Raw genomic sequence first — 25,906 nt, forward strand, 5'->3', positions numbered from 1 at the left:
GGAACGGTCTATCTGAACCCCGAAAGAACGCTGACTGTGGTAACAAAGGTCGCGTAGCACGACGGCGGACGCGACAACTACCTTGAAAAACGCCGTTACTGGGCAAATGCGCGACCCAACCCACCTGGTACACCACTGCTATCTGTTTCCTGCCACGGCCCATTCGGGCTCAACGACCAGCTCCAGCCGTTATCAAACCGGTAATAAGTACGCTGCCGGTAGAAGGTATTAGGCTGTTTCTCCAACACGTATACACCCAGTTTCGGGTCCCAATGGCTAGCCCCGCCAGGCGGTGGCGCAAAGCTGGCCGAGGTACGTGGCATCGGTTTGGGAATCGCCGCCGGCTTGCCCGGCTGGGTCGATGGCTGCCCACCCGGCAAAGGCTTGACCACCGGCCCCTGCGGCGGCACCCGTTCGATCGGTGGCTCAGGCTGCTCATACGGCTGATGCACCGTACACGCAGACAAACCCAGGGCCAGGGTAATCAGGGTCAGGCGGACGGTGCTGTGCATGGCATTGCTCTCTTACTGGTCGGGGCTGTCGATGGTCAGGCGCTGGGTAGCCTGGGTGGCGCTGGGCAGTGGCGCCCCCTGGCCAATCCATTCGCCGTGGGTAGGCTGGCCAGCGCGCGAGACACGTGCAACCAGTTGGACTTCGGCAAATTGCGACAGTTTCATCTGCGGCATCATGGCGTCAGCATCCGACAACTCCACCTCGATCGGCAACTGCGCCACCGTCACCCGCTTGGCCGCCAACGGCATGGGCGGGCCATTGCTGGCACGGGCAAAGATGAACACGGTGTCCTCCGGCTTGACCTTGTCCTTCAACGCCGCCGCCAGCTCCACCCGCACTTTCAGGCGGGCCGCCGCAGGTGCGGGCGCAGCGTCTGCCACACCACCACCCAGGCGCTCGGCGGCGCGGTCGATGCCACCCTGCAGGGCGCCACGCGATGCGTCACCTTCCGGCAACTGCGCCAGCAGGCGCTTCCAGTAGTCGATGGCCTCCTGATAACGCTCGCCCTCAAAGGCAGCAATGCCACGCAGGCCCAGGCTGGTCACTTCGTTGGGGTCGGCTTTCAGGGCTTCGTCAGTCAGCGCCTGCACCTGCGGGCTCCACTGTTTGTTTGCGGCAAAGTACAGGGCCTGGGCCCATTGCCCCAGCAGCTCGGGCTGACGCCCAGCCAGGGCCACGGCACGCTCGAAGGTGCGTGCCGCGTCAGCCGGGCGCTGTTCGGCCATGTAGGCCCGGCCCAGGAAGTACATGGCCTCGGCCGAATCCGGCTGGGCCTGCACCACACGCTCCAGGCGCGTGGTCATTTCTTCCATCGACTTGGGCGCCTCGGCAAACTCCTGGGTCAGCGCCACCTTGTCTGCCGCGCCAAAATGCAGGTACAGCCCCAAGGCCATCAACGGCACCAGCACCGCCGCCAGCAATGGCAGGGCCTTGCCCAGATGCCCCTGACGCAAGGGTTCGGCACCTTCGGTATCGGCCAGCAGTTCGCGGGCAGCTTCATCGCGGCCCTTGGCCAGCTGCGCTTCATCCAGCACACCAGCGGCCTGCTGGCCGGCCAGTTCGGCGATGCGCTCCTGGTACAGGGCAACGTTAAGCGCGGTACGGTCTTCTTCCTGCTGGCGGCGGCGGCCACGCAGGATCGGGATCAGCAAGAAGCTGAGGGCAGCGAGCAACAGCAGGCCCGCACTAAGCCAGAATTCAATCATGGGTCTGTTCTTTTTCCAGCAGTTTGGCGAGACGCTCGCGTTCTTCGGCAGACAACTCATTCCCGCCCGGCACAGCCGGGCCGCGGCGTCGACGCACGATCACCGCCAGCACCACGAAACCACCCGCCAGCAGGATGCCCGGGCCAAACCACAACAGCCAGGTGCGCCCGCTGAGCGCAGGCTTGTAGCGCACAAAGTCGCCATAACGGTCGACCATGAAGTCGACGATCTGCTGGTTGCTCTTGCCCTCGCCCAGCATGCGGAAGATTTCCCGGCGCAGGTCGGCGGCAATCGGCGCGTTGGAGTCGGCGATGTCCTGGTTCTGGCACTTGGGGCAGCGCAGTTCCTTGGTCAGTTGCTGGTAACGCTCACGCTCGGCGTCGTCGCGGAACTGGTAAGTGTCGATGGCCGCCTTGGCCACGCCGGCCAGGCTCATGCCCAGCACGGCGGCTGCCAGCCAGCGCCTCATGGCTTGGCCTCGTCGACCAGGCCCTGGTACAGCGGCGCCAGCTGCTCACGCCACACGGTGGCGTCGACAATGCCCACGTGCTTGTAGCGGATGATGCCCTTGGCGTCGATCAGGAAGGTTTCCGGCGCGCCATACACGCCCAGGTCCAGGCCCAGGCTGCCTTGCTCGTCGCGGATGTCCAGCTGGTAAGGGTTGTGGAACTCGGCCAGCCACTTCTGTGCGGCGGCGTTGTCATCCTTGTAGTTGACCCCATGGATCACCACGCCCTGCTGGGCCAGCTGGTTCAGGTAAGGGTGCTCGACCTTGCACGACGGGCACCAGGTGGCCCACACGTTGACCAGCGCCGGGCGGCCCTGCAAGTCGGCCTGGGTCAAGGTGCGGTCGCCCTGGGTCGAGGCCAGGGAAAACGCCGGGAAGGGTTTGCCGATCATTGCCGAAGGCAGTTCGTCGGGCTTGAGGAACAGCCCCTTGTAGAGGAACACCGCCACCAGCAGGAACACTGCCAGGGGGACTACCATGATCCAACGCTTCATGCAGCTGCTCCAGACACGCCCAGGGCCTCACGCACCCGGGTCTTGACCTTGACGCGGTAGCGCCGGTCGAGGGCCGCCAGCAACCCGCCCAGGCCGGTCAGCAGACCGCCCAGCCAGATCCAGCGGACATAAGGCTTGATGTGCACGCGCACCGCCCAGGCGCCGTTCTCCAGCGGCTCGCCGAGGGCGACGTAGAGGTCGCGGGTAAAGCCGGCGTCGATGCCGGCTTCGGTCATCATCGACTGCTGCACGGTGTACAGCCGCTTTTCCGGGTGCAGCGTGGTCACTTCACGGCCATCGCGGCTGACCACCACGGTGCCCTTGTCGGAGATGAAGTTCGGCCCTTCGAAGTGCCTGGCGCCCTGGAACAGGAAGTGGTAACCGCCCAGTTCCACGCTTTCCCCCGGGGCCATGCGCAAGTCGCGTTCGGCGCTGTTGTTGCTCGACAGCACCACGCCCAGCGCGCACACCGCCAGCCCAAGGTGCGCCAACTGCATGCCCCAGTAGCTGCGGCCCAGGCCCGGCAGGCCCTTGACCAGGCCTTTGTGGCGGGTCTTGTCGAGGATGTCGCGCAGCCCGCCGAGCACCACCCAGGCGGCCAGGGCGAAGGCGGTCAGGGTCGGCCAGTCGAAGTCGTCGACGATAAAGCCGGCCAGCGGGGCGAGGATGGCACTGCCGATCAGCACCGGGGTCATCATGCTGAGCAGCCACTTGCCCGGGGTGTCCTTCCAGCGCACCACCACACCAATGCTCAGCACGACCATCAGCAGTGCCATCAGCGGCAGGAACAGGGCGTCGAAGTACGGCGGGCCGACCGACAGCTTGGCCCCGGTCAGCGCGTCGAGTACCAGCGGGTAAAGCGTGCCGAGCAGGATCATCGAGGCGGCCACCACCAGCACCAGGTTGTTGGCCAGCAGCAGCGTCTCACGCGACCACAGGGCGAAGCCGACCTGGCTCTTGACCACCGGCGCGCGCAGGGCGAACAGGGTGAGCGAGCCACCGACCACGAACAGCAGGAAGATCAGGATGAAGATGCCCCGCGACGGGTCGGCGGCGAACGCGTGAACCGACGTCAGTACGCCGGAACGCACCAGGAAGGTACCCAGCAGGCTCAGCGAGAACGCGGCGATTGCCAGCAGCACGGTCCAGCTTTTGAACACCCCACGCTTCTCGGTCACCGCCAGCGAGTGGATCAGCGCCGTGCCCACGAGCCAAGGCATGAACGAGGCGTTTTCCACCGGGTCCCAGAACCACCAGCCGCCCCAGCCCAGTTCGTAGTAGGCCCACCACGAGCCCAGGGTGATGCCCACGCCAAGGAAGGCCCAGGCAACGATGGTCCACGGCCGCGACCAGCGGGCCCACGCGGCATCCAGGCGGCCACCGAGCAAGGCGGCGATAGCGAAGGCAAAGGCCACCGAAAAGCCCACGTAGCCCATGTACAGCATTGGCGGGTGCACGATCAGGCCAAAGTCCTGCAACAGCGGGTTGAGGTCGCGGCCATCGGTGGGTACCTGCGGCAGCAGGCGCTGGAACGGGTTGGACGTGATGATCAAAAAGCTCAGGAAGCCCACGCTGATCATGCCCATCACTGCCAGCACGCGGGCCAGCATCACCTGCGGCAATTGGCGCGAAAACACCGACACGGCGAAGGTCCAGCCACCCAGGATCAGCGCCCACAGCAGCAACGAACCTTCGTGGGCGCCCCACACGGCGCTGAACTTGTAGTACCAGGGCAAGGCGCTGTTGGAGTTGCTGGCCACGTAGGCGACCGAGAAGTTGTCGGTCATGAAGGCATGGGTCAGGCAGGCAAAGGCAAAGGCCAGGAAGGCAAACTGCCCCCAGGCTGCCGGCCGTGCCAGGCTCATCCACAGGCTGTCGCCACGCCAGGCGCCGAGCAACGGCACACTGGCCTGCACGGCGGCAAAGCAGATGGCCAGGATCATCGCCAGCTGGCCCAGTTCAGGAATTACCAGCGCCGCATTCATGGCTTGGCCTCCCCACCCGTGGCGGCCTGGCCGCTTTCCTTCAGGGCCTTGGTGACTTCGGGCGGCATGTACTTCTCGTCGTGCTTGGCCAGCACTTCATCGGCCACCACCACACCCTCTGCGTTCACCTTGCCCAGGGCGACGATGCCCTGCCCTTCGCGGAACAGGTCAGGCAGGATGCCACGGTAGGTGATCGGCACCGACTTGTTGAAATCGGTGACCACAAAACGCACATCCAGCGAGTCGGACGAGCGCTGCACCGAGCCTTTCTCGACCATGCCGCCGGCGCGGATGCGGGTGTCCAGCGGCGCTTCGCCGTTGGCGATCTGGGTGGGCGTATAGAACAGGTTGATGTTCTGCTGCAATGCGCTCAAGGCAAAGCCGACGGCAACCCCGACGCCGACCAGCAGGCCGACGATGAGTAACAGGCGTTTCTTGCGCTGCGGATTCACTGGTTGTTCTCCCGGCGCAAACGGCGCGCCTCTTCTTGCAGGTAGCGACGGCGGGCCAGCAGCGGTGCGGCGACATTCAGCGCCAGCACCGCCATACAGATGCCGTAGGCCGACCACACGTACAGGCCATGGTGGCCCATGGCGAGAAACTCTCCGAAGGTGGCAAAGCTCATTGTGCGGCCCTCCGCCCCAGGCTGTTCAACACTTCGTCCTTGACCCAACTCGCACGCGCCTCGCGCTTGAGCACTTCAAGGCGCATGCGCAACAGCAGCACGGCACCGAAGAAGCAGTAGAAACCCAGCGCCGTACACAGCAACGGCAGCCACATTTCGGCGGGCATCGCCGGTTTTTCGGTAAGCGTGAAGGTGGCGCCCTGGTGCAGGGTGTTCCACCACTCCACCGAGTACTTGATGATCGGAATGTTCACCACGCCGACAATCGCCAGCACCGCGCAGGCCTTGGCTGCGCTGTCACGATTACTGATTGCCTGGCCCAGCGCAATGATGCCGAAGTACAGGAACAGCAGGATCAGCATGGACGTAAGGCGGGCATCCCACACCCACCAGCTGCCCCAGGTCGGCTTGCCCCAGATGGCACCGGTGACCAGCGCCACGGCGGTCATCCAGGCGCCGATGGGCGCGGCGCATTGCAGGGCGACGTCGGCGATTTTCATCTTCCACACCAGCCCCACCACCCCGGCCACGGCCAGCAGCACGTAGCAGGACTGCGCCAGCATCGCCGCCGGCACATGGATGTAGATGATGCGGAAGCTGTTGCCTTGCTGGTAGTCCTGGGGGGCGAAGGCCAGGCCCCAGGTAATGCCGACCAGCAGCAGGAGCACCGCAGCGCCAGCCAGCCATGGCAGCATGCGGCCGCTGATGGCATAGAACCATTTGGGGGAGCCCAGTTTGTGGAACCACGTCCAGCTTATTTTCATCAGGGTGCATCCAGGGTATTTGCCGGGCTTGAGAGCCCAGGACTCGTTATTCGCCGACGCTGATCTTCAGGCCGGCGGCTATCGCAAAAGGTGCCAGGGTCACGGCCAGGGCCGTGAGGCTGGCGAGCCAGAGCAGGTGGCCGGTTGCCGGCATATTTTGCAACGCCGCTTGCAACGCACCACTGCCCAGGATCAATACAGGGATATACAACGGCAGAATCAGCAACGCCAGTAACAAACCACCGCGCTTCAGACCGACTGTCAGCGCCGCGCCCACCGCGCCCAGCAGGCTCAATACCGGCGTGCCCAGCAACAGCGAGCCCAGCAGCACCGGCAGGCAATGGGCCGGTAGCCCCAGCATCAGCGCCAGCAGCGGCGCCAACAATACCAGCGCCAGCCCGGAAAAGATCCAGTGCGCCAGCACCTTGGCCAGCACCAGCAACGCCAGTGGGTGCGGTGACAGCACCCATTGCTCCAGCGAGCCGTCCTCGAAATCGCTGCGGAACAGGCCGTCCAGCGACAACAATACCGCCAGCAATGCCGCCACCCAGACCAGGCCCGGTGACAAGGTTTGCAACAATTGGCTTTCCGGGCCAACCGCCAACGGAAACAACGCCACCACGATGGCAAAGAACACCAGCGGGTTGGCAAGCTCGGCCGGGCGACGGAACAGCAGGCGCGCTTCGCGGCGCAACAACAGGATGAATACGCTCATGCCGCCCATTGCCCCAGGTTCAGTTCACGGTAACCGGAGGGCTTGCGTTCCAGCGTGTGGTGGGTGGTCAGCACCACCGTGCCGCCCTGCTCGCAGTGGGCTGCCAGGTGCGCTTCCAGTTGGGCGACGCCTTGCTTGTCCAGCGCGGTAAACGGTTCGTCCAGAATCCACAACGGCGGGCAGGCCAGGTGCAGCCGCGCCAACGCCACACGGCGCTGCTGGCCGGCAGACAGGGTGTGGCACGGTACGTCTTCGAAACCGCGCAGGCCAACGGCCGCCAGCGCCGCCCAGATCGCCTCGCGGCTGGCGGGTTGGTGCAGGGCGCACAGCCAGGTGAGGTTTTCCTCGGCGGTAAGCAGGTCCTTGATGCCGGCGGCGTGGCCGATCCACAGCAGGATGCTGGCCAAGGCATGGCGCTGCTCTGCCAGCGGTTTGCCGCCCAGCAGGATCTGCCCGGCGGTCGGCTGCATCAAGCCGGCCAGCAACCGCAGCAAGCTGGTCTTGCCACTGCCGTTGGGGCCGCTGATCTGCAGCATGTCGCCGGCGCCCAGCTCGAAATCGAGCTGTTCGAACAGCAGGCGCCAGTCGCGCTCGCAGGCCAGGCCCGCGGCTTGGAGGTGAAGGGTCACGGTTTCGCCTTATCTTTGTAGGGCTTGAGGTCAGTGTTGCCTGCTTCGCGGGCTTGCCCGCTCCCACAGGTACGGCGCAAGGCTTGAAAGCTGCGCAGAACCCTGTGGGAGCGGGCGAGCCCGCGAAGCAGGCACCACCGATCTCAAGCCCCTATGTCTCAAGTCGCCCCGCACGCTGCCGTTATACTGGCAACGACGGGCGGTCGGCATTATTACACGCGCCACCGCGCTGCCAAGAGGCCGGGGCCCAAAGGTTGTATACAATCATGACTGAAATCAATAGTCTCGGCGCACAAACCGCGATCAACACCCAAGCCATGAAGGCGGGCATGACCGGCGAACTGCTGCGCCTGACGCAACCGCAGCCCGGCTTGATGGCCCCCGGCGAGACTGCGCAGGCCCAGGTGGTTTCATTGCGCCAGGTCGGCAGCGACTTCCAGCTCGTGCTGCGGCTGATGCAGGCCAACGGCATCCAGACTCAACTGCAAGTCAGCGCCAGCCAGCCCCTGCCCCAAGGCAGCCAGGTCACCGTCAGCCAGACCGAAAGCAACCGCCTGGCGATCATGCTGCAACAGGCCAGCACCAGCCAGCTCGCCACCCTAACCCGCCTGGACACCAGCAAGGTGCCGGTCGGTACCCTGCTGCAAGGCAAGGTCATCACCAACCAGCTCCTGCCCCAGCCTTCCGGCCAGCCTGGCGTCTACCGGGCGCTGGTCAGCCTGCTCAACAGCGCCCAGGCCGGCGCCACCCTGACGGTGGACAGCCCACGGCCACTGGCCATTGGCAGCCTGCTCAGTGCCTTGGTGCAGGGCGACCAGTCACTGCGCTTCGTGCCGCTCAGCGGCAGGCAGGACCAACTGAACATTGCCCAGCAACTGCTGACCCAGCAAAACCGCCAGGCCTCGCTGCCCGGCGTGCTCAATGCCTTGCAACAGCTGACTCGAGACCCCGGGGTGGACGGCGACCTGCGCGCCAGCGCCGAACGCCTGCTGACCGGCCTGCCGGACGCACGGCAACTGGGCGATGCCAAGGGCGTGGCCCAGGCACTGAACAATAGCGGGGCCTTCCTCGAAGCGAAGCTGCTAGGCGGCTTTCCTGCCAGCGTCGCCACCGACCTCAAGGCGCACTTGCTACGGCTGGTGGCCCAGGCCCCGGGCATTGCGCCAAACACCCCGAACCTGGCACCCGCCAATCTGGCCGTGACCATGCCGGCCCTGGCGCGCAGTGCTTTGGGCATGCTCGAGCGGGTCAGCCCCAAGCCGCAGCCTGGGGCATTTCCGTTGCCCTCGCGCCTGCTCAAGGAGATCGAGGACGAAGGCGACCTGCAACAGCTGCTGCGCCTTGCAGCTGCGGCCGTTTCACGCCTGCAAAGCCACGCCATGAGCAGCTTGCAGCAAACCGGCACGCTGGAAAACGGCAACCTGCAGACCACCTGGCAAACCGAAGTACCGATCCGCCATGGCCAGGATTTCATCCCGCTGCAGGTCAAACTGCAACGCGAAGAAACCCCGCAACAGCAAGCCGACCGCCAACATGAAGCACAAGACCCACTGCAAGCCCTGTGGCGCATCGAACTGGCCTTCGACCTGGCGCCGCTCGGCCCCATGCAGGTACAGGCGCAATTGAGCCAGGGCCGCCTGAGCGGGCAGCTGTGGGCAGAACGCGAGCAAACCGCGCGGCTGATCGACACCCAGCTCGGCGCCCTGCGCGAGCGCCTGCTGGCGCGTGGCCTGGAGGTCGGCGACCTGGCATGCCACCCTGGCACGCCACCACAAGGCCCGCGTACCCGTGTAGAACAACGCTGGGTGGATGAAAACGCATGACTCAACAGTACACACGCCAGGCCATTGCCCTGAGCTACGACGGCCAGCAGGCCCCTACCCTCAGCGCCAAGGGTGAAGATGCGCTGGCCGAAGCCATCCTGGCCCTGGCCCGTGAGCACGAGATACCTGTCTATGAGAACGCTGAACTGGTACGCCTGCTGGCACGCCTGGAGTTGGGTGAACACATCCCCGAGGCACTGTACCTCACCATTGCCGAAATCATTGCCTTTGCCTGGCAGTTGCGTGGCAAGGTGCCCCCGGGTTTCGACGATACGCCCCAGCAGCCCCGTGATGTAAGCCCCTCTCCATTGGGCTTGCCCGCCCCTGGCAGAAGTATTTAACACCACGCAAAACCTGCACCCTGCAGCCTGCTGCCCTCCATACACCGAGGGCTACCTGACCATGAACCACATCCCGCCCGAGAACCTCCCGCTGGTGCACGAGGTTCTGCAAGACCTCCCCCGCCCTGATCGACTGGCCGGGCAAAAATTGTCGAGCTGGTTGCAACAGCAGCGCCTGCAAGACGACCCGCTGGAGATCGACGTCCTGACCTTCCACTACCGGCCCATACCCGCCGTCGAAGGTGGCCTCCCCTACCATGAGGTCGCTGTGATCGCTCAGAAAATGAACCTGGTCGAAGCTTTGCTGAGCAATTGGCAAGGTGAAAGCGCTGCGGGTTACGACGGGTTTCACTATGGCGACTGGGCGGGGATCGCACCTTTGGGCGCGCTTACTCTGGCCGAACGCCTGGAGCCATTGAGCGTTTTGTCCAACGGCGCGCCGTACATGGTCTTCAACGGCCTTTACCGACGCAGCCAACCACCCCGCTATGCGCCGGACACCCGCCTGCCTGTTCGCGCCGAGAATTTCCACACCTATATCTGGAGCCTGCATTTTCACCACAGCTTCAAGGCCAGCCTCGATGACTACTGGGCCAAACGCCAGGCGCTCTACCAGCAGGCCTTGCGCATTGCCTTTATCGGTGCCTGCAATCAGCAACTGTTGCAGGGCAACCTTTCAGAGGCCGCCCGCCAGCTCGCCTGGCGGGCGGCAGGCCTGCTGCCACTGGGCAGCACCCGGCTGTCGATGCTCAACGTCTATGGTTACACGTCGACCAGCATCCTGCAGATCTGCGAGGGTAGCGTGGGACGCGTGCTGCTCTATATCCCGGGCAATGCAGCGCCCCTGCACGAATTCGACGATGCAGCCGGCATGAAACGCTGGTTCGCCGCACAATGTGTGGCCCCAGAGAAGCGCAGCCAGCTACTGGGCCACTTTGCTCGCGCAGACTGGCCCGACGGCCTGGACTTCAGCGGCCTGGAGACAGCACTCGAAGGCTTGGGCCTGTACCCCCAGGCGCACCGGTTCGGTAGCAACCACCCTGGCTTCGCCACCAGCGGTGTCTGGGATCCCCAGGTCTACATCGATTATCGCCCCGAAAAATACGGCTCACTCATTACCGGTGACCTGTTCGAATACCTGACCTTGCGCCAGAAACAACGCGCCTATGCCGATGCCGACAGCCAGATAACCAACAACCACGACATCGACAAGGCCCGCTGGAAATCGTACCTGGGCGTGGTCACTGTCATCCTTGCGCCGATAGTGGTGATGTTTCCCCACCTCTCACCGCTACTGGTCGCTACCGGCCTGGCGCAATTTGCCCTGGGGCTGGATCAGGCGATCAATGGGAAAGACTTGGCAGCCAAGGACCAGGGCGTGAGTGATCAAGCGTTCGGCCTGCTCAATGCGGTGATGCCGCTGGGCAGTACACTTGCCGCACCAGGCGGAATATATCGCTATGTCAGGTCTGGCTTTTTCACGCCCGCGCGCTTGACCGACGTGCTGCAAGCACCGTTCGGCGCCGCACCGGTTGCGCGGGCACCTGAGCTGGCAGAGCAAGTGTTTCACAAGTCGTCAGTGATCTCGACGCCCACCAGCGCCGCCGTGTCGACCCGTGTGGACGTAAACCTGCAACACCATTTCATGGCCCGGTTGCAGACCGCACAGGGTATCGTCGATGAACCGGTGAACTACGAGTTCAGTACCAACAGTTTCATACGTAGCCGTGATACCGGCATGATCAGCCCGCTGCGCTGGAGAGCCGACAGGCAAAACCGCGAGGTCCTTGTGCCGCGGATCACGCGTGAGGTGGTCTCCAACTCGCAACGCATGACAACCCTGCAAGCGCTGGGCATCGATGTACAGCTGCCGATCGACTATGAGCCCTTCGGGCACCTGCAGACCCGCACTATTCCCAAGGTTGTCAGCAGCATCTGGCTTGGCGACCAGCCTGTCTCCGGCCAATTTCTCGAGGCGCTGACACACAACGCCAAGGTACTGCGCGACAGCGGCTACCGTTTCCAGATCTACCTTTCCCGCGAGCACCATGCCAGCTACCTGCTCAACCTCAACACATTGCGCACCCAGGCCGAAGGTGCGCTGCTCATGCCACTGGAGGATCAGGACTTCTATCGGATATTCGAGCAGTCCCCCTATTTTGCGCAGTACCGGGCAGCACTGAGCGGCGGCGCCCGCAACCCTGCCTCGGCTTGCGATATCCTGCGCTACCGGTTGCTCCACCGCCTGGGTGGTTTGTACCTGGATGCCGATGACAAACTGCTCGTGGCCGGCAGGGCAGGAGACGCCCCGCCGCTGGCAAGGGTTGAGCTCAAAACCACGTCGAAAGGCCTGTTGCTGGCGCCACCGGTTTCCAACGAGCAACTGGGCATGTACATCCAGTACAACAACAGCATGATCGGCAGCCACCCTGGCAACCCCACGCTCGATTTCATTTCCCAGGAAATCCTGCGCCGCTTCAGCGTGGTTCCAGACTTCTACGCCAGCCGCCCGGATGCCTTGCTGCAACCGGCACTGTTCAGCCGCTACGGACGTCGCCTCAGCCTGCTGAGTGGCCCGGCCGTGCTCAACGCCCTGATCGATGAACATCTGCCAATGCTTAAACAGTTGCGCGAGCTGTGCAAAATGCTGGCGAGCCCCATCCACGATCTGCATGCAACGCTCGACCTCAGCCGTTTCAGCCAGGTCATGCGCGAACAGGTACCCCTCGACCAGGTAGCACGCATGGGCAGCGCCCACAGCTGGGCAGCCATTTGAGCCTGCCCGGCGGCAATGGCCAGCCATCACGACGTGGCTGGCCAGCAGCCGCTGCGGCCCTCAACAAGGTAGTAACGTTGTACAACAGGTCAAGCGGTCTAACGGCCTACTGTGGTGCCCCGTTTCTCCATACAGGTAGATTCCCATGGGCTCCACTTTCGTTGACAACGCAGGCGAACAGTTCATCCGCAACCACCTGCAGCACATTCCCCGGCCCGATCGGCAGGCCAGCAGCGCCATCGGTGAATGGGCCAGGCAGCAGGGCCACGACTTTGACCCCGACCTGACCGACGTCGTCACCCTGCACTACCGTGGCAACAAGGCAGTTGTCGCACACCGCCTTTCCCTGACCCAGGCCGTGCTCTCGGACTGGCAAGCCGAGCCCGCCTACAACTGGCTCGACCGCTTGCTGCCTGCTCACTGGGCAGGCACGCTGCCAGATGGCCCACTGGCCATTGTCGAGCACTTGCCGGAACCGGAGCCATGGGACAACGGCGCCCCCTATTCGGTTTTCAACGGCCTGTTCCGCCGCGCTACCCCGGCCCGCTACGACAGCACCACACATATCCCGGTCGATGCCGAGGCCATGCAGCAGTTCATCTGGCATCTGGACCTCCACACCCGCTTCGTTGCCATGCTGGACGCTTACTGGGAACAAGCGGCGGACTCTCACCGGCAATCCCAGCAAATAAGCTTTGTCGCCGCCTGCAACAAGCAGGTCGGGGAAGGCTCGTTGAGCGAGGCCGGTCGCCAGTTGGCCTGGCAAGCCGCCGGCCTCATGCCTGCACCCGCTGGCCTGCAGATACGGCCCTTGAATGTTTATGGCTACACCGCCACCGACCTGCTCCACATCACTGATGCTGCACACCCACACGTGCTGCTTTACCTGCCGGGCAATGCATCGCCATTGCACGCGTTCGACAGTATGGCTGCCATGCAGGCGTGGTTCGCCGAACAGTGCCGCACACCGGAAAAACGCCAGAGCCTGCGCCAGTATTTCCAACTGGCAGATACCCCCGATGGCCTCGAGTTCAGTGGGCTGGACACCGCGCTGGACGGCCTTGGTGTGTACCCGGCCTTCCACACGCGCTCACCCGACCGCCCAGGTTTTACGGTCGACGGCCCTTGGTCTCCCAGCGAATACGTAAACTATCGGGTCGACAAGTACAGCCCATTACTCACCGGCGACCTGTTCACAGCGCTCACCCAGCGCCAGCGCCAACGTAGCTATGCCGACGCCGACTTCATCATCACCAGCGACGCGCAAGTAACCAAGGCGCGCTGGCGTGGCTACCTGGTGACCTCGCTCAACCTGCTGGCACCGCTCGCCCTGGTGGTACCTGAACTGATACCGCTGCTGGCCATCGGCGGCGTGGCGCAGTTTGGCGTGGGCATCGACCAGGCAGTCAACGGCAAGACGCTGGATGACAAGACCGAGGGCATGAGCAACATCGCCTTCGGCCTGCTCAATGCCGCCCCCCTGGCCTTGCTGCCAGCGGCCCGCCCGCGCATGTTTTTCCCTGGCAAAAGTGCACGATTCATCATGCCCACACGCCTGAACGACCAGTGGGGCTACCCGCTGAGCCCCAACAGCCCTCCCCGGCTCCCTGAAGAGATACTGGCAGAGTTCTTCGTGCCAGCAGAGCCACCCGCGGCGGCCGGACAGATAGCCAGAGGCCCCTTGAATCGCGCAACGGGTACCAAAGCGCTGTTGGCCCTCAAGGACGGCAACCAGGTCGAAATCCTGTACGACACTGAAAACGATGCCTTCATCCTCAAGGAGGATGCCAACGAGGTGCTGCCAAACTACTACCAGGTAACAGCGGGCAGCCGTGAACTGTACGTGGTCAACCCGGCCACGCGGGGGGCCAGCAACGCGATGCGTATGTACACGCTGCGTAATCTGGATGTCGACCTGCAACTGCCACTGAGTGTGCCGTTGGTCGACAGTTCGCACGTTACACCGCTGCCGAAAAAAATCCTCAGCATCTGGGTCGGTAACAAAAGCATCCCGGATGAGCTGGTAAAGAACATCGCCAGCAACGCCAAACGCCTTGAGCGTACGGGCTTTACCTATGAGTTCTACCTGTCGAAGTCCAACCCCAAAGCGTTCATGAAGAACCGGGCAAAGCTGACCGCAGCATCGAACGTTCAGGTCAGAACACTGGAAGAGCAGCCCTTCTACGCAGCGTTCGAGCAAACTGACTACTACCATCAGTACCGGATGGCTCTGGACAGTAACGGGGCAAACTTCGCGTCTGCGTCCGACATCCTGCGCTACCCGTTACTCGATTCGCAGGGTGGCATCTACATGGACGTCGACGACACGCTGCGCAGCTTCGAAGACAAGCCCGACAGCTTCGCGATGATCAGCTCGGTTGCCTTGAAAACCACACCCGATGGCCTGGTGCTCGGCAGCCCGGTAAACAACGAGCTGCTGGGCATGCATTGTGACTACAACACCAACATGATCGGCAGCCACGCCAACAACCCGACCCTGCGCGCGATTTCTGCAGAGATGAACGCACGCTACCGCAGCAATCTTTCGTTCTACGACATCAGACCGCTGGCCGGCACCCACGGTTACGAAGCCTACGCCCAGGAAATGAGCAGGATGACCGGGCCGGGCCTGCTCAATGACATGGTTGCCCGGCACCTGCCCAGGCTGGAGTTCCTGCGGCAACTGAGCAAGCTGGAGTCAATCCCGGAAACCGTGTATCGCTCCCTCACAGCAGACTTGGCCATGCCTGTCGCCATGGCCCGCAACATCGACCAGGCGCTGGGTAACGTCGTGAATATCGGCAACTACCACTCGTGGGGCAGGCCCTGAAACAAACCGGGCGACTTGCGTCGCCCGTTTCATCAACCGCTGCGGTGCAGCTTGCTCATCAACTCCGCCTCGGCCTGGGTCAGGCCGCAGCTTTCGGTCAATTCGGCCACACTGGCCCCCATGCCCACCAGCTTGGCCGCCTGGCTGAAGGTCACGTTGTTGGGGTCTCGCTGCTCCAGCTGCTGGATCTTGTCCGGCAGCGGCGTCACCACCAGGCTCAGCTCGTGCAGCGCCTCGCCCATGCGCACGGTGCCGTTCTGGTAGTCGTCCAGCCGCTTGGCCAGGTCCTTGATGCGCTGGTCACGCAGGGCATCACCCTCGGCCTGCTGGGCAGCCAGCTCGCGCTGGCGCTTGCTGTAGTTGAGAAAGAACCACAGGCTCAGCGCCCACACCAGCGCCAGGAAGATGACAGCAACCTGTAGGATCAACTCAGATATTCTCCAGCTCGGACCACTCTTCCTCGGTCATCATCTTGTCCAGCTCGACCAGGATCAGCAGTTCGCCATTCTTGTTGCACACGCCCTGGATGAACTTGGCCGACTCTTCGTTGCCCACGTTCGGCGCGGTCTCGATCTCGGACTGGCGCAGGTACACCACCTCGGCCACGCTATCGACCAGGATGCCGACCACCTGCTTGTCGGCCTCGATGATGACGATACGGGTATTGTCGGTGACTTCGGTCGGCATCAGGCCAAAGCGCTGGCGGGTGTCGATCACCGTCACCACGTTGCCGCGCAGGTTGATGATGCCCAGCACGTAGCTTGGCGCACCCGGCACCGGGGCAATCTCGGTGTAGCGCAGCACTTCCTGCACCTGCATTACGTTGATGCCGTAGGACTCGTTGTCCAGACGGAAGGTAACCCACTGCAGGATCGGATCTTCGGAACCTTGTGCAGACGACTTTTTCATTCCCCTACCCTCAAAATCCGCCAATGGCGGTGTGTTCGGTGTCATTTCTGTTTGGCGTGCATCTGCTTGACCGCGCCGCTGGCGATCAGCTCGGCCAGTGCGGCGACGTCGAGCAGTGCACACATGTGTTCAATTACCGTACCGGCCAGCCACGGGCGCTGGCCGCGCTGGCTGCGCCATTTGATTTCAGACGGGTCCAGGCGCAGCGAGCGGCTGACCTGATGCACGGCCAGCCCCCATTCGTAGCCCTGCACGGAAATCACGTAGTTCAAGCCCTGGCGGAAATCATCGCGGTAGCGGTCGGGCATTACCCAGCGCGCAGTGTCCAGCACCTTCAGGTTGCCGGCCTGGCAGGTGAGGATGCCCAGAAACCAGTCGGGCTGGCCAAACAGCGGCGTCAGCTCCTGGCCGGCCAGGGTGTAGATCGAACCCAGGCACACCAATGGCACCGCCAGGGTCAAGCCGGCGACGTCGAACAGCAGGCATTCGAACGGCTCGGCGGCCCACACCGGTCGCCCGTCGACGGTGGCCGGGGGTACAGGCAGGTTGGGCGCCGGCAGGTGCACATCAACCAGCGGCACAGCGGGCTCCACGGTTTGTTCTTCGATCAGCACCGGAATGGCGGCTTCGGCCACCACCTGCTGCTCGACCACCGTGACCACCGGCGCTTCCACCGGCAATACGCTGGGCAGCACGGCCAGCCTGGGCTCTGCAAACGGCCGCGACGCCGGGCTGGCAACGGCTTCGGCTGCTACCGCCCTGGCCGACTGGCCGGCATCACGGGCCTGCTCTTCACGCACCGCCTCGGCGAACTCATCCGCCGCTGCCGGTGCTTCAAACAGTTCTTCGGCCTCGGTAGCCTCCTGCAGCAGGCCGTCGAGGTACGATTGCAGGGCCAGCTGCGGCCGGGTGCCGGTTTTCTGGATCTGGGTCATCAGGCCACCTGCACTGCGGTCTTGTAGGTCAGCAGGTGCTTGAGCAGCGCCCGGTAGGCAATCAGCCCGCGGCTCTTGCTGTCGAACTGCGAAGGCGTGACGCCCTTGCGGCTGGCATCGCGCAGGCGCGTGTCGACCGGAATGTAGCCTTGCCACACCTGCTGGCCGTAGCTGTCACGCAACTGCTTGAGCGTGCCCAAAGAGGCCTGGGTACGGCGGTCGAACAGGGTGGGCACGATCTGGTACGGCAGCGCCTGCTTGCGCGAGCGGTTGACCATGGCCAAGGTACCGACCATACGCTCCAGGCCCTTCACCGCCAGGAATTCTGTTTGCACCGGGATCACCAGTTGCTGGCTGGCCGCCAGGGCGTTGACCATGAGCACGCCAAGCAAGGGCGGGCTGTCGATCAGGGCAAAGTCGAAATCCTGCCACAGCTGCGCCAAGCTCTTGGCGATCACCAGGCCCAGGCCATTCTGCCCCGGCGACTGGCGCTCCAGCACAGCCAGTGCGGTGCTCGACGGCAACAGCGAAATACGCTCGTCACTGGTGGGCAGCAGCAACTGGCCGGGCAGGCCCTCGGGCACTGCGCCTTTGTGCAGGAACAGGTCGTAGCAGCTGTGCTCCAGCGCATCGGGGTTGTGCCCGAAGTAGCTGGTCATCGAACCGTGCGGGTCGAGGTCGACGACGACCACGCGCTTGCCGGCCTCAGCCAGCAGGCCAGCCAGGGCAATGGTTGTGGTGGTCTTGCCGACGCCACCTTTTTGATTGGCTACTGCCCAGACTCTCATCAAGCAAACTCTATCTATTGATCTGAAAGCTTGCACGGTCCCTGTGGGAGCGGGCATGCCCGCGAACACCGGCGAAGCCGGTGCCATTCACCGCGTCGCTTGCTTCGCGGGCGCGCCCGCTCCCACAGGGGACGGCGTCACATTCAAAATTGTGCTTGTGTCAGTGCCGGAGAATTGACGAATCACTGCCCCGCCACCGTTGCTGGCGTTGCCGGTGCACTTTGTGTGCCAGCCCGCCGTAATGCGGCATCCGGGGTGGCGTTGGCGCTGCCCGAGCCGGTCAGGCTGCGGCGCACTTCCAGGTTACGTGAAATCACCAGCACCACGCGGCGGTTGCGCGCACGGCCGTCGGCAGTGTCGTTGCTGGCTACTGGCTGATACTCGCCATACCCCACGGACGCCATGCGTGCCGGGTTTACGCCTTCCATGGCCAGCAGGCGCACGATGCTCGCCGCCCGCGCCGATGAAAGCTCCCAGTTGGTGGGGTACTGCGCCGTACGGATCGGCAGGTTGTCGGTAAAGCCCTCGACATGCACCGGGTTGGCGAACGGTTTGAGGATATTGGCCACCTTCTCGATGATGGAAAACGCCTTGTCGCTGGGCATGGCATCGCCACTGCCGAACAGCAGCGACGAGTTCAGCTCGATCTCGATCCACAGCTCGTTGCCGCGCACGGTCATCTGGTTGCTGTTGATCAGGTCGCCAAAGGCATCGCGCACGTCATCGCTGATGGTTTTCAGCGGGTCGACATTGGTCGCGGCCAGGCCGGCTTCGGTCTGCTCACTGTCCTTCACCAACGGCTCTGCCGGGCGCACGCTCAAGGGTTGCTCATCACCGATGGGTATCGGCTTCATGCTGCGCTCAGGGTCGTTGAACACCCCGAGCAAGGCCTGGGAAATGACCTTGTACTTGCCCTCGTTGATCGAGGAAATCGAGTACATCACCACGAAAAACGCGAACAGCAAGGTAATGAAGTCGGCGTACGACACCAGCCAGCGTTCGTGGTTTTCGTGTTCCTCGGTATGGCGACGGCGACGCATGGGTTACTCCATGAAGCCTTGCAGCTTCAGCTCGATCGAGCGCGGGTTTTCACCCTCGGCAATCGACAGCAGGCCTTCGAGCAGCATTTCGCGGTAGCGCGACTGGCGCATGACAATGGCCTTGAGCTTGTTGGCGACCGGCAGCAGGATCAGGTTGGCGCTGGCCACGCCGTAGATGGTGGCAACGAAGGCCACGGCAATGCCGTTGCCCAGCTGCGATGGGTCCGCAAGGTTGCCCATCACGTGGATCAGGCCCATCACGGCACCGATGATGCCGATGGTCGGCGCGTAGCCACCCATGCTTTCAAACACCTTGGCGGCCTGGATGTCGCGGCTTTCCTGGGTCAGGAAGTCCACTTCCAGGATACTGCGGATGGCTTCCGGCTCGGCGCCGTCCACCAGCAGCTGCAGGCCCTTGCGCGCATACGGGTCAGGCTCGGTGTCGGCCACCCCTTCCAGGCCCAGCAGGCCCTCCTTGCGTGCGGTCAGGCTCCAGTTCACCACGCGGTCGATACCGCCGGCCAGGTCCACCCGTGGCGGGAACAGGATCCAGCGCAGAATCTGCAAGGCCCGCTTGAACGACGACAGCGGCGACTGCAACAACGCCGCTGCCAGGGTCCCCCCCAGCACGATAAGCGCCGCCGGGCCGTTGACCAGCGCGCCAACATGGCCGCCTTCAAGGAAATTGCCGCCGACGATGGCGACAAAGGCGAGGATCAGGCCAATCAGGCTGAGGACGTCCATCAGACGCACGCCTCCACCAGGTGTTTGCCGATTTCATCCAGGCTGTACACCGCGTCGGCCAGGTTGGCCTTGACGATGGCCATGGGCATGCCATAGATCACGCAGCTGGCTTCATCCTGGGCCCACACCGTGCTGCCCCCCTGCTTGAGCAGACGCGCGCCTTCGCGGCCATCGGCGCCCATGCCGGTGAGCACCACCGACAGCACCTTGTCACCATACGACTTGGCCGCAGAACCAAAAGTGATGTCCACGCACGGCTTGTAGTTCAGGCGCTCGTCACCGGGCAGGATCTTCACCGTGCCACGGCCGTCGATCATCATCTGCTTGCCACCCGGGGCCAGCAGGGCCAGGCCCGGGCGCAGCATGTCGCCGTCCTCGGCCTCCTTCACGCTGATGCGGCACAGCTTGTCGAGGCGTTCGGCAAAGGCCTTGGTGAACGCCGCCGGCATGTGCTGGATCAGCACGATCGGCGCCGGGAAGTTGGCCGGCAGCTGGGTCAATACCCGCTGCAAGGCCACCGGGCCGCCTGTCGAGGTGCCGATGGCCACCAGCTTGTAGGGCTTGCGTTTGGGCGCAGGCGAATGCGATGCCGCCGGGGCCGGGGCCGCTGTTCGGGCAGGCGCCGCCGCCCGGGCCGGCGTCGGGCTGGCAAAGCTGCTTGTCGGTGCAGCGCTGCTGACAGGCGCAGGCGCTGCAACCGGCGCTGTTCTGGCATAGCTGCCAAGGCGGCGGTTGCTGCGGGAGATGGTGTGCACCTTCTCGCACAGCATCTGCTTGACCTTGTCAGGGTTGCGCGAGATGTCCTCGAAGTTTTTCGGCAGGTAATCCACCGCGCCGGCATCCAGCGCGTCGAGGGTGACACGGGCGCCTTCGTGGGTCAGCGAGGAGAACATCAGTACCGGCGTCGGGCAGCGCTGCATGATGTGCCGCACCGCGGTGATGCCGTCCATCATGGGCATTTCATAGTCCATGGTGATGACATCGGGCTTGAGCGCCAGCGCCTGGTCGATTGCTTCCTTGCCGTTGGTCGCGGTACCCACTACCTGGATCGTCGGATCCGCCGAGAGGATTTCCGAGACGCGGCGGCGGAAGAAACCGGAATCATCCACCACCAGGACCTTGACTGCCATAAACACTCCATTAGGCGGCGCAACCCGCCAGGGTGCGCCACCGAAATCAAATACGCCGCGCGGCGTAACGCTTGAGCATGCTCGGGACGTCGAGAATCAACGCAATGCGCCCGTCACCGGTGATGGTGGCCCCGGACATGCCCGGGGTGCCCTGCAACATCTTGCCCAGCGGCTTGATGACCACTTCTTCCTGGCCCACCAGTTGATCGACGACAAAGCCGATGCGCTGGGTGCCGACCGACAGGATCACCACGTGGCCCTCGTGCTGCTCTTCGTGCACCTGGCCCTGTACCAGCCAGCGCTTGAGGTAGAACAGCGGCAACGCCTTGTCGCGCACGATCACCACTTCCTGGCCGTCGACCACATTGGTGCGCGACAGGTCGAGGTGGAAGATCTCGTTGACGTTGACCAGCGGGAAGGCGAACGCCTGGTTGCCCAGCATCACCATCAGGGTCGGCATGATCGCCAGGGTCAGCGGCACCTTGATGACGATCTTCGAGCCCTGGCCCTTGGCCGAGTAGATGTTGATCGAGCCGTTGAGCTGGGAGATCTTGGTCTTCACCACATCCATGCCCACGCCGCGGCCTGACACGTCGGAAATCTCGGTCTTGGTCGAGAAGCCCGGTGCGAAGATCAGGTTGTAGCAGTCCGACTCGCTCAGGCGATCAGCGGCATCCTTGTCCATCAGGCCTTTTTCCACGGCCTTGGCGCGCAGGATGTTCGGGTCCATGCCCTTGCCGTCGTCCGAGATCGACAGCAGGATGTGGTCGCCTTCCTGCTCGGCCGACAGCACCACGCGGCCGGTGCGGGCCTTGCCGGACGCTTCGCGCTCGTCGGGCATTTCCACGCCATGGTCGACCGCGTTGCGCACCAGGTGCACCAACGGGTCGGCCAGGGCCTCGACCAGGTTCTTGTCCAGGTCGGTCTCTTCACCGACCAGCTCCAGGTTGATTTCTTTCTTCAACTGGCGGGCCAGGTCGCGGACCAGGCGCGGGAAGCGGCCGAACACTTTCTTGATCGGCTGCATGCGGGTTTTCATCACCGCCGTCTGCAGGTCAGCGGTAACCACGTCGAGGTTGGACACGGCCTTGGACATGGCCTCGTCGCCGCTGTTCAGGCCCAGGCGCACCAGGCGGTTACGCACCAGCACCAGTTCGCCGACCATGTTCATGATCTCGTCCAGGCGTGCGGTGTCTACGCGCACGGTGGTTTCCGCTTCGCTGACGGCATGCTTTTCCGCAGCCGGGGCTGGCGCGCGGGGTGCCGCCGCAGGCTTGCTCACGGGCGCTGGCGCAGCCGCCGCAGGCTGGCTTGCGGCCACGACCTGCGCCGGTGTTTGCACTTTCGCGGCAACCGGCGCTTCGGCGGCGGCAACTTCACCGCCGAACTTGCCCTTGCCATGCAACTGGTCCAGCAGGGCCTCGAATTCGTGCTCGCTGATTTCGTCGCTGGTGGCGCTGTTGTCGGCCACGACCGGTTCCGCTGCCTTGGCAGTGGGCAAGGCATCAGCCTGGAAGGTGCCCTTGCCATGCAGCTGGTCGAGCAGCGATTCGAATTCTTCGTCGGTAATTTCGTCGCTGACCGGTTCAACAGGCGCGGCGACCGGTTGTACGGCTGCCTCGACACTGAACTGGCCTTTGCCGTGCAGCTGGTCTAGCAGCGACTCGAACTCGGCGTCGGTGATTTCGTCGCCTTGGCCGCTGACAGTTTCGCCCTGCATCTGCTCGTCGACTTCGGCTTGCGCCTTGACCGCATCGAGCGAGTCGAGCAGTTGCTCGAATTCGCTGTCGGTGATGTCCTGGTCGTCGGCCGGGGCCGCAGCGGGCGCCTCGGCAGCCGGCTCAGGCACAGCAGCTTCGGCGCCGCCCGGTTCGGCCAGGCGCGACAACGCCGCCAGCAGTTCGGGGGTTGCCGGGGTTACTTCGGCGCGTTCACGCACCTGGCCAAACATGCTGTTGACCGTATCCAGTGCTTCAAGCACCACGTCCATCAGTTCCGCATCGACCCGGCGCTCACCTTTGCGCAGGATGTCGAACACGTTCTCGGCGATATGGCAGCACTCCACCAGCTCGTTCAGCTGAAGGAAGCCGGCGCCCCCTTTTACAGTGTGGAAACCGCGAAAGATCGCATTGAGCAGGTCGGCATCGTCGGGCCGGCTTTCCAGCTCGACCAGTTGCTCGGACAGTTGCTCAAGAATTTCGCCGGCTTCTACCAGGAAATCCTGGAGGATTTCTTCATCGGCGCCGAAGCTCATCAAACGTGCTCCTTAAAAACCCAGGCTGGACAGCAGATCATCGACATCGTCCTGACCGGACACGACGTCTTCACGCTTATCGGCATGAATCTGCGGACCTTCACCCCGAGTCGGATGTTTTTCTGCATCTTTTTCTGCGCGCAGTTGATCGTGGTCATGCTGGATACCGGCAAAGCGGTCGACCTGGCTGGCCATCAACACCAATTTGAGCAGGTTGCTTTCCACCTCGGTCACCAAGGTGGTGACGCGCTTGATCACCTGCCCGGTCAGGTCCTGATAGTCCTGGGCCAGCAAGATGTCGTTGAGGTGGCCGGCGACCTTGCGGTTGCCTTCGGCGCTGTGCGTCAGGAAACTGTCGACGCGCTTGACCAGGTCACGGAATTCCGGCGCAGCCACCTCGCGGCGCATGAAGCGCTGCCAGTCAGTGCTCAGGGCCTTGGCTTCGCTGGCCAGGTCGTTGAGCACCGGGGTGCTTTCCTCGACCAGGTCCATGGTGCGGTTGGCCGCGCCTTCGGTCAGCTTGACCACGTACGACAGGCGCTCGGTGGCGTCGGTAATCTGCGACACCTCCTCGGCCTGCGGTATGGTCGGGTCGATCTGGAAGCTGACGATGGCACTGTGCAGCTCACGGGTCAGCTTGCCGACTTCCTGGTACAGGCCGCGGTCGCGGGTCTGGTTCAGCTCGTGAATCAGCTGCACCGCCTCGCCGAAGCGGCCCCGCTCCAGGCTTTCGACCAACTCCTGGGCGTGTTTCTTCAGGGTCGATTCGAACTCGCCCAAAGACGTTTGTGATGAATCCATGGCGCGCCCCCTGACGTGACTCAGCCGTTGACGCGTTCGAAGATCTTCTCGATCTTTTCTTTGAGCACCTGGGCGGTGAACGGCTTGACCACGTAACCATTGACGCCGGCCTGGGCCGCTTCGATGATCTGGTCGCGCTTGGCCTCGGCAGTCACCATCAGCACCGGCATGCTTTTCAGCTTGTCGCTGGCACGCACTTTACGCAGCAGGTCGATGCCGGACATGCCAGGCATGTTCCAGTCGGTCACCAGGAAATCGTAGTGGCCGTTTTCCAGCATCGGCAACGCCGTGGTGCCGTCGTCGGCTTCTTCGGTGTTGGTGAAGCCCAGGTCACGCAACAGGTTCTTGATGATCCGCCGCATCGTCGAAAAGTCGTCAACGATGAGGATTTTCATGTTCTTGTCCAATTAGACCTCCAAGCAGTCTCAAACGCGCCCGGCCGACCGGGCACGCACTCATTCAATTCGGTACAACGTGGGAAACGCACGTGGAAAACGACTGCAACAGCACCGGGCTCAACGCGCCCGCCATTCCCCCAGGCGGCTGCGCAGGCGCGCGGCACACTGGCTGTGCAACTGGCTGACCCGCGACTCGCTGACCCCAAGCACCTCGCCGATTTCCTTGAGGTTCAGCTCTTCGTCGTAGTACAGCGCCAGCACCAGGCGCTCACGCTCCGGCAGGTTGGCAATGGCCTCGGTCAGGGCAGCCTGGAAGCGTTCGTCCTCCAGGCCACGCGCCGGCTCCACATGGCCACTGGCGCCGTCCTCATGCAGCCCTTCGTGCTCGCCGTCCTGCAGCAGGTCGTCAAAGCTGAACAGGCGGCTACCCAAGGTATCGTTCAAGATCCCGTAGTAATCATCGAGACTCAATTGGAGTTCGGCAGCAACTTCATGATCTTTAGCGTCGCGGCCGGTTCTGGCTTCAACAGCACGCATCGCGTCACTGACCATGCGGGTGTTGCGGTGCACCGAGCGCGGCGCCCAGTCACCCTTGCGCACCTCGTCCAGCATGGCGCCGCGGATACGGATGCCGGCATAGGTTTCGAAACTGGCGCCTTTGCTGGCGTCGTACTTGTTGGCCACTTCCAGCAGGCCGATCATGCCGGCCTGGATCAAGTCCTCGACCTGCACGTTGGCTGGCAAACGCGCCAGCAGGTGGTAGGCAATGCGCTTGACCAGCGGTGCATAGCGTTCGATCAGCTCGTACTGGGCGTCTTTCGCCGCCCGGCTGTACATCTTGAAGCCGCTCGCGTTCATAGCACGGGTCCCGCGCTGGTGGGTTGCACCAGGCGCTCGACAAAGAACTCCAGGTGGCCGCGCGGGTTGGCCGGCAGCGGCCAGCTGTCGACCTTCTGGGCAATCGCCTTGAAGGCCAGCGCACACTTGGAACGGGGGAAGGCCTCGTACACGGCACGCTGCTTCTGCACCGCCTTGCGCACGCACTCGTCGTACGGCACGGCACCCACGTACTGCAGGGCAACGTCAAGGAAACGGTCGGTGACCTTGGTCAGCTTGGCGAACAGGTTGCGCCCTTCCTGCGGGCTCTGCGCCATGTTGGCCAGCACGCGGAAACGATTCATGCCGTAGTCGCGGTTCAGCAGCTTGATCAGGGCGTAGGCGTCGGTGATCGAGGTAGGCTCGTCGCACACCACCAGCAGCACTTCCTGGGCTGCGCGAACAAAGCTGACGACCGACTCACCGATACCCGCAGCGGTGTCGATCACCAGCACGTCGAGGTTGTCACCGATTTCACTGAACGCCTGGATCAGCCCGGCATGCTGGGCCGGGGCCAGGTGCACCATGCTCTGGGTGCCCGATGCCGCGGGCACGATGCGCACACCGCCAGGGCCTTGCAGCATCACGTCACGCAGCTCGCAGCGCCCTTCGATGACATCGGCCAGGGTACGTTTGGGGGTAAGGCCCAGCAACACGTCGACGTTGGCCAGGCCCAGGTCGGCGTCAAGCAGCATGACCCTGCGGCCAAGCTCGGCCAGCGCCAGGGACAAGTTCACTGAAACGTTAGTCTTGCCGACGCCACCTTTGCCACCGGTCACGGCGATCACCTGTACGGGATGCATGCTACCCATGTCTGTTATTT

The 25,906-nt window shown here is 63.6% G+C and carries 26 protein-coding genes; 4 read left to right on the forward strand and 22 right to left on the reverse strand.

Annotation, left to right across the window (positions count from 1 at the left end):
* Window positions 1-95 precede the first annotated feature (95 nt).
* From ACFY9W_RS18080 to ccmA, 10 genes are read right to left on the reverse strand one after another with little or no spacing between them, the layout of a single operon-like run.
* Window positions 96-512: a hypothetical protein gene (locus ACFY9W_RS18080; protein WP_391132626.1), complete on the reverse strand. Its 417-nt coding sequence runs from the start codon at window positions 510-512 to the stop codon at window positions 96-98.
* Between the two features lie 12 nt (window positions 513-524).
* Complete coding sequence (gene ccmI, locus ACFY9W_RS18085) at window positions 525-1,718, reverse strand: c-type cytochrome biogenesis protein CcmI (protein WP_391132628.1); 1,194 nt, start codon at window positions 1,716-1,718, stop codon at window positions 525-527.
* Entirely contained in the window at window positions 1,711-2,187 is a 477-nt protein-coding gene (locus ACFY9W_RS18090; protein WP_391132631.1) for a cytochrome c-type biogenesis protein CcmH, read from the reverse strand. The genes ccmI and ACFY9W_RS18090 overlap by 8 nt, the downstream gene beginning before the upstream one ends.
* Window positions 2,184-2,720: a DsbE family thiol:disulfide interchange protein gene (locus ACFY9W_RS18095; protein WP_027615291.1), complete on the reverse strand. Its 537-nt coding sequence runs from the start codon at window positions 2,718-2,720 to the stop codon at window positions 2,184-2,186. The genes ACFY9W_RS18090 and ACFY9W_RS18095 overlap by 4 nt, the downstream gene beginning before the upstream one ends.
* Window positions 2,717-4,705 carry a heme lyase CcmF/NrfE family subunit gene (locus ACFY9W_RS18100; protein WP_391132633.1) on the reverse strand — a complete coding sequence of 663 codons (1,989 nt, stop codon included), beginning with the start codon at window positions 4,703-4,705 and terminating at the stop codon, window positions 2,717-2,719. The genes ACFY9W_RS18095 and ACFY9W_RS18100 overlap by 4 nt, the downstream gene beginning before the upstream one ends.
* Window positions 4,702-5,157, reverse strand: a complete 456-nt coding sequence (gene ccmE / locus ACFY9W_RS18105) for a cytochrome c maturation protein CcmE (RefSeq protein WP_274080887.1) — start codon at window positions 5,155-5,157, stop codon at window positions 4,702-4,704. Before ccmE ends, ACFY9W_RS18100 begins: the two co-directional genes overlap by 4 nt.
* Window positions 5,154-5,330 (reverse strand): heme exporter protein CcmD, encoded by a 177-nt coding sequence (gene ccmD / locus ACFY9W_RS18110; protein ID WP_391132636.1) that lies wholly within the window; start codon window positions 5,328-5,330, stop codon window positions 5,154-5,156. Before ccmD ends, ccmE begins: the two co-directional genes overlap by 4 nt.
* Window positions 5,327-6,094: a heme ABC transporter permease gene (locus ACFY9W_RS18115; protein WP_016711759.1), complete on the reverse strand. Its 768-nt coding sequence runs from the start codon at window positions 6,092-6,094 to the stop codon at window positions 5,327-5,329. Before ACFY9W_RS18115 ends, ccmD begins: the two co-directional genes overlap by 4 nt.
* 46 nt (window positions 6,095-6,140) lie before the next feature.
* The gene (gene ccmB, locus ACFY9W_RS18120; RefSeq protein WP_391132638.1) at window positions 6,141-6,818 is read right to left on the reverse strand and encodes a heme exporter protein CcmB; all 678 of its coding nucleotides are present in this window, start codon (window positions 6,816-6,818) and stop codon (window positions 6,141-6,143) included.
* Window positions 6,806-7,438: a cytochrome c biogenesis heme-transporting ATPase CcmA gene (gene ccmA, locus ACFY9W_RS18125; protein ID WP_201206466.1), complete on the reverse strand. Its 633-nt coding sequence runs from the start codon at window positions 7,436-7,438 to the stop codon at window positions 6,806-6,808. The genes ccmB and ccmA overlap by 13 nt, the downstream gene beginning before the upstream one ends.
* A 266-nt stretch (window positions 7,439-7,704) precedes the next feature.
* Between ccmA and ACFY9W_RS18130 the strand changes: the two genes are divergently transcribed.
* The 4 genes from ACFY9W_RS18130 to ACFY9W_RS18145 all read left to right on the forward strand — a co-directional run bounded on the left by ACFY9W_RS18130 (window position 7,705) and on the right by ACFY9W_RS18145 (window position 15,208).
* The gene (locus ACFY9W_RS18130; protein WP_391132641.1) at window positions 7,705-9,261 is read left to right on the forward strand and encodes a flagellar hook-length control protein FliK; all 1,557 of its coding nucleotides are present in this window, start codon (window positions 7,705-7,707) and stop codon (window positions 9,259-9,261) included.
* Complete coding sequence (locus tag ACFY9W_RS18135; RefSeq protein ID WP_391132642.1) at window positions 9,258-9,602, forward strand: EscU/YscU/HrcU family type III secretion system export apparatus switch protein; 345 nt, start codon at window positions 9,258-9,260, stop codon at window positions 9,600-9,602. The genes ACFY9W_RS18130 and ACFY9W_RS18135 overlap by 4 nt, the downstream gene beginning before the upstream one ends.
* Before the next feature lie 61 nt (window positions 9,603-9,663).
* Window positions 9,664-12,378, forward strand: coding sequence for a dermonecrotic toxin domain-containing protein (locus ACFY9W_RS18140; RefSeq protein ID WP_391132644.1), 2,715 nt, complete (start codon window positions 9,664-9,666; stop codon window positions 12,376-12,378).
* A gap of 145 nt (window positions 12,379-12,523) precedes the next feature.
* On the forward strand, window positions 12,524-15,208 hold the full coding sequence (locus ACFY9W_RS18145; RefSeq protein ID WP_391132646.1) for a dermonecrotic toxin domain-containing protein: 2,685 nt from the start codon (window positions 12,524-12,526) through the stop codon (window positions 15,206-15,208).
* A 32-nt stretch (window positions 15,209-15,240) separates the two neighbouring features.
* Here ACFY9W_RS18145 and ACFY9W_RS18150 read toward each other — a convergent pair whose 3' ends face one another.
* From ACFY9W_RS18150 to fleN, 12 genes are all read right to left on the reverse strand, one after another.
* Entirely contained in the window at window positions 15,241-15,636 is a 396-nt protein-coding gene (locus tag ACFY9W_RS18150; RefSeq protein WP_234228944.1) for a DUF2802 domain-containing protein, read from the reverse strand.
* Between the two features lies 1 nt (window position 15,637).
* Window positions 15,638-16,117 (reverse strand): chemotaxis protein CheW, encoded by a 480-nt coding sequence (locus tag ACFY9W_RS18155; RefSeq protein WP_003254393.1) that lies wholly within the window; start codon window positions 16,115-16,117, stop codon window positions 15,638-15,640.
* 41 nt (window positions 16,118-16,158) lie between these two features.
* The gene (locus ACFY9W_RS18160; RefSeq protein ID WP_391132649.1) at window positions 16,159-17,052 is read right to left on the reverse strand and encodes a chemotaxis protein CheW; all 894 of its coding nucleotides are present in this window, start codon (window positions 17,050-17,052) and stop codon (window positions 16,159-16,161) included.
* Window positions 17,052-17,840 (reverse strand): ParA family protein, encoded by a 789-nt coding sequence (locus ACFY9W_RS18165; RefSeq protein WP_266028925.1) that lies wholly within the window; start codon window positions 17,838-17,840, stop codon window positions 17,052-17,054. Before ACFY9W_RS18165 ends, ACFY9W_RS18160 begins: the two co-directional genes overlap by 1 nt.
* A gap of 182 nt (window positions 17,841-18,022) precedes the next feature.
* Complete coding sequence (gene motD / locus ACFY9W_RS18170; RefSeq protein WP_198750690.1) at window positions 18,023-18,880, reverse strand: flagellar motor protein MotD; 858 nt, start codon at window positions 18,878-18,880, stop codon at window positions 18,023-18,025.
* A gap of 3 nt (window positions 18,881-18,883) precedes the next feature.
* On the reverse strand, window positions 18,884-19,624 hold the full coding sequence (locus ACFY9W_RS18175) for a flagellar motor protein (RefSeq protein WP_391132651.1): 741 nt from the start codon (window positions 19,622-19,624) through the stop codon (window positions 18,884-18,886).
* Window positions 19,624-20,754: a chemotaxis-specific protein-glutamate methyltransferase CheB gene (locus ACFY9W_RS18180; RefSeq protein WP_391132653.1), complete on the reverse strand. Its 1,131-nt coding sequence runs from the start codon at window positions 20,752-20,754 to the stop codon at window positions 19,624-19,626. The genes ACFY9W_RS18175 and ACFY9W_RS18180 overlap by 1 nt, the downstream gene beginning before the upstream one ends.
* A 46-nt stretch (window positions 20,755-20,800) precedes the next feature.
* Complete coding sequence (locus tag ACFY9W_RS18185; protein ID WP_391132655.1) at window positions 20,801-23,008, reverse strand: chemotaxis protein CheW; 2,208 nt, start codon at window positions 23,006-23,008, stop codon at window positions 20,801-20,803.
* Between the two features lie 12 nt (window positions 23,009-23,020).
* Entirely contained in the window at window positions 23,021-23,809 is a 789-nt protein-coding gene (locus tag ACFY9W_RS18190; protein ID WP_391132657.1) for a protein phosphatase CheZ, read from the reverse strand.
* 20 nt (window positions 23,810-23,829) lie between these two features.
* The gene (locus ACFY9W_RS18195; protein ID WP_023663319.1) at window positions 23,830-24,204 is read right to left on the reverse strand and encodes a chemotaxis response regulator CheY; all 375 of its coding nucleotides are present in this window, start codon (window positions 24,202-24,204) and stop codon (window positions 23,830-23,832) included.
* A gap of 120 nt (window positions 24,205-24,324) precedes the next feature.
* Window positions 24,325-25,065, reverse strand: a complete 741-nt coding sequence (gene fliA, locus ACFY9W_RS18200; RefSeq protein ID WP_019472908.1) for an RNA polymerase sigma factor FliA — start codon at window positions 25,063-25,065, stop codon at window positions 24,325-24,327.
* Window positions 25,062-25,904: a flagellar synthesis regulator FleN gene (fleN, locus tag ACFY9W_RS18205; protein WP_391132826.1), complete on the reverse strand. Its 843-nt coding sequence runs from the start codon at window positions 25,902-25,904 to the stop codon at window positions 25,062-25,064. The genes fliA and fleN overlap by 4 nt, the downstream gene beginning before the upstream one ends.
* Window positions 25,905-25,906 lie beyond the last annotated feature (2 nt).

This window comes from Pseudomonas sp. NPDC008258 (assembly GCF_042956345.1).
Classification (GTDB): domain Bacteria; phylum Pseudomonadota; class Gammaproteobacteria; order Pseudomonadales; family Pseudomonadaceae; genus Aquipseudomonas.

What these genes read in the sequence shown, in the direction of transcription:
- ACFY9W_RS18080 (WP_391132626.1), bottom strand. Translation starts at nt 512, where the DNA reads ATGCACAGCACCGTCCGCCTGACCCTGATTACCCTGGCCCTGGGTTTG.
- ccmI (WP_391132628.1), bottom strand. Translation starts at nt 1,718, where the DNA reads ATGATTGAATTCTGGCTTAGTGCGGGCCTGCTGTTGCTCGCTGCCCTC.
- ACFY9W_RS18090 (WP_391132631.1), bottom strand. Translation starts at nt 2,187, where the DNA reads ATGAGGCGCTGGCTGGCAGCCGCCGTGCTGGGCATGAGCCTGGCCGGC.
- ACFY9W_RS18095 (WP_027615291.1), bottom strand. Translation starts at nt 2,720, where the DNA reads ATGAAGCGTTGGATCATGGTAGTCCCCCTGGCAGTGTTCCTGCTGGTG.
- ACFY9W_RS18100 (WP_391132633.1), bottom strand. Translation starts at nt 4,705, where the DNA reads ATGAATGCGGCGCTGGTAATTCCTGAACTGGGCCAGCTGGCGATGATC.
- ccmD (WP_391132636.1), bottom strand. Translation starts at nt 5,330, where the DNA reads ATGAGCTTTGCCACCTTCGGAGAGTTTCTCGCCATGGGCCACCATGGC.
- ACFY9W_RS18115 (WP_016711759.1), bottom strand. Translation starts at nt 6,094, where the DNA reads ATGAAAATAAGCTGGACGTGGTTCCACAAACTGGGCTCCCCCAAATGG.
- ccmB (WP_391132638.1), bottom strand. Translation starts at nt 6,818, where the DNA reads ATGGGCGGCATGAGCGTATTCATCCTGTTGTTGCGCCGCGAAGCGCGC.
- ACFY9W_RS18130 (WP_391132641.1), top strand. Translation starts at nt 7,705, where the DNA reads ATGACTGAAATCAATAGTCTCGGCGCACAAACCGCGATCAACACCCAA.
- ACFY9W_RS18135 (WP_391132642.1), top strand. Translation starts at nt 9,258, where the DNA reads ATGACTCAACAGTACACACGCCAGGCCATTGCCCTGAGCTACGACGGC.
- ACFY9W_RS18140 (WP_391132644.1), top strand. Translation starts at nt 9,664, where the DNA reads ATGAACCACATCCCGCCCGAGAACCTCCCGCTGGTGCACGAGGTTCTG.
- ACFY9W_RS18145 (WP_391132646.1), top strand. Translation starts at nt 12,524, where the DNA reads ATGGGCTCCACTTTCGTTGACAACGCAGGCGAACAGTTCATCCGCAAC.
- ACFY9W_RS18155 (WP_003254393.1), bottom strand. Translation starts at nt 16,117, where the DNA reads ATGAAAAAGTCGTCTGCACAAGGTTCCGAAGATCCGATCCTGCAGTGG.
- ACFY9W_RS18160 (WP_391132649.1), bottom strand. Translation starts at nt 17,052, where the DNA reads ATGACCCAGATCCAGAAAACCGGCACCCGGCCGCAGCTGGCCCTGCAA.
- ACFY9W_RS18165 (WP_266028925.1), bottom strand. Translation starts at nt 17,840, where the DNA reads ATGAGAGTCTGGGCAGTAGCCAATCAAAAAGGTGGCGTCGGCAAGACC.
- motD (WP_198750690.1), bottom strand. Translation starts at nt 18,880, where the DNA reads ATGCGTCGCCGTCGCCATACCGAGGAACACGAAAACCACGAACGCTGG.
- ACFY9W_RS18175 (WP_391132651.1), bottom strand. Translation starts at nt 19,624, where the DNA reads ATGGACGTCCTCAGCCTGATTGGCCTGATCCTCGCCTTTGTCGCCATC.
- ACFY9W_RS18180 (WP_391132653.1), bottom strand. Translation starts at nt 20,754, where the DNA reads ATGGCAGTCAAGGTCCTGGTGGTGGATGATTCCGGTTTCTTCCGCCGC.
- ACFY9W_RS18185 (WP_391132655.1), bottom strand. Translation starts at nt 23,008, where the DNA reads ATGAGCTTCGGCGCCGATGAAGAAATCCTCCAGGATTTCCTGGTAGAA.
- ACFY9W_RS18190 (WP_391132657.1), bottom strand. Translation starts at nt 23,809, where the DNA reads ATGGATTCATCACAAACGTCTTTGGGCGAGTTCGAATCGACCCTGAAG.
- ACFY9W_RS18195 (WP_023663319.1), bottom strand. Translation starts at nt 24,204, where the DNA reads ATGAAAATCCTCATCGTTGACGACTTTTCGACGATGCGGCGGATCATC.
- fliA (WP_019472908.1), bottom strand. Translation starts at nt 25,065, where the DNA reads ATGAACGCGAGCGGCTTCAAGATGTACAGCCGGGCGGCGAAAGACGCC.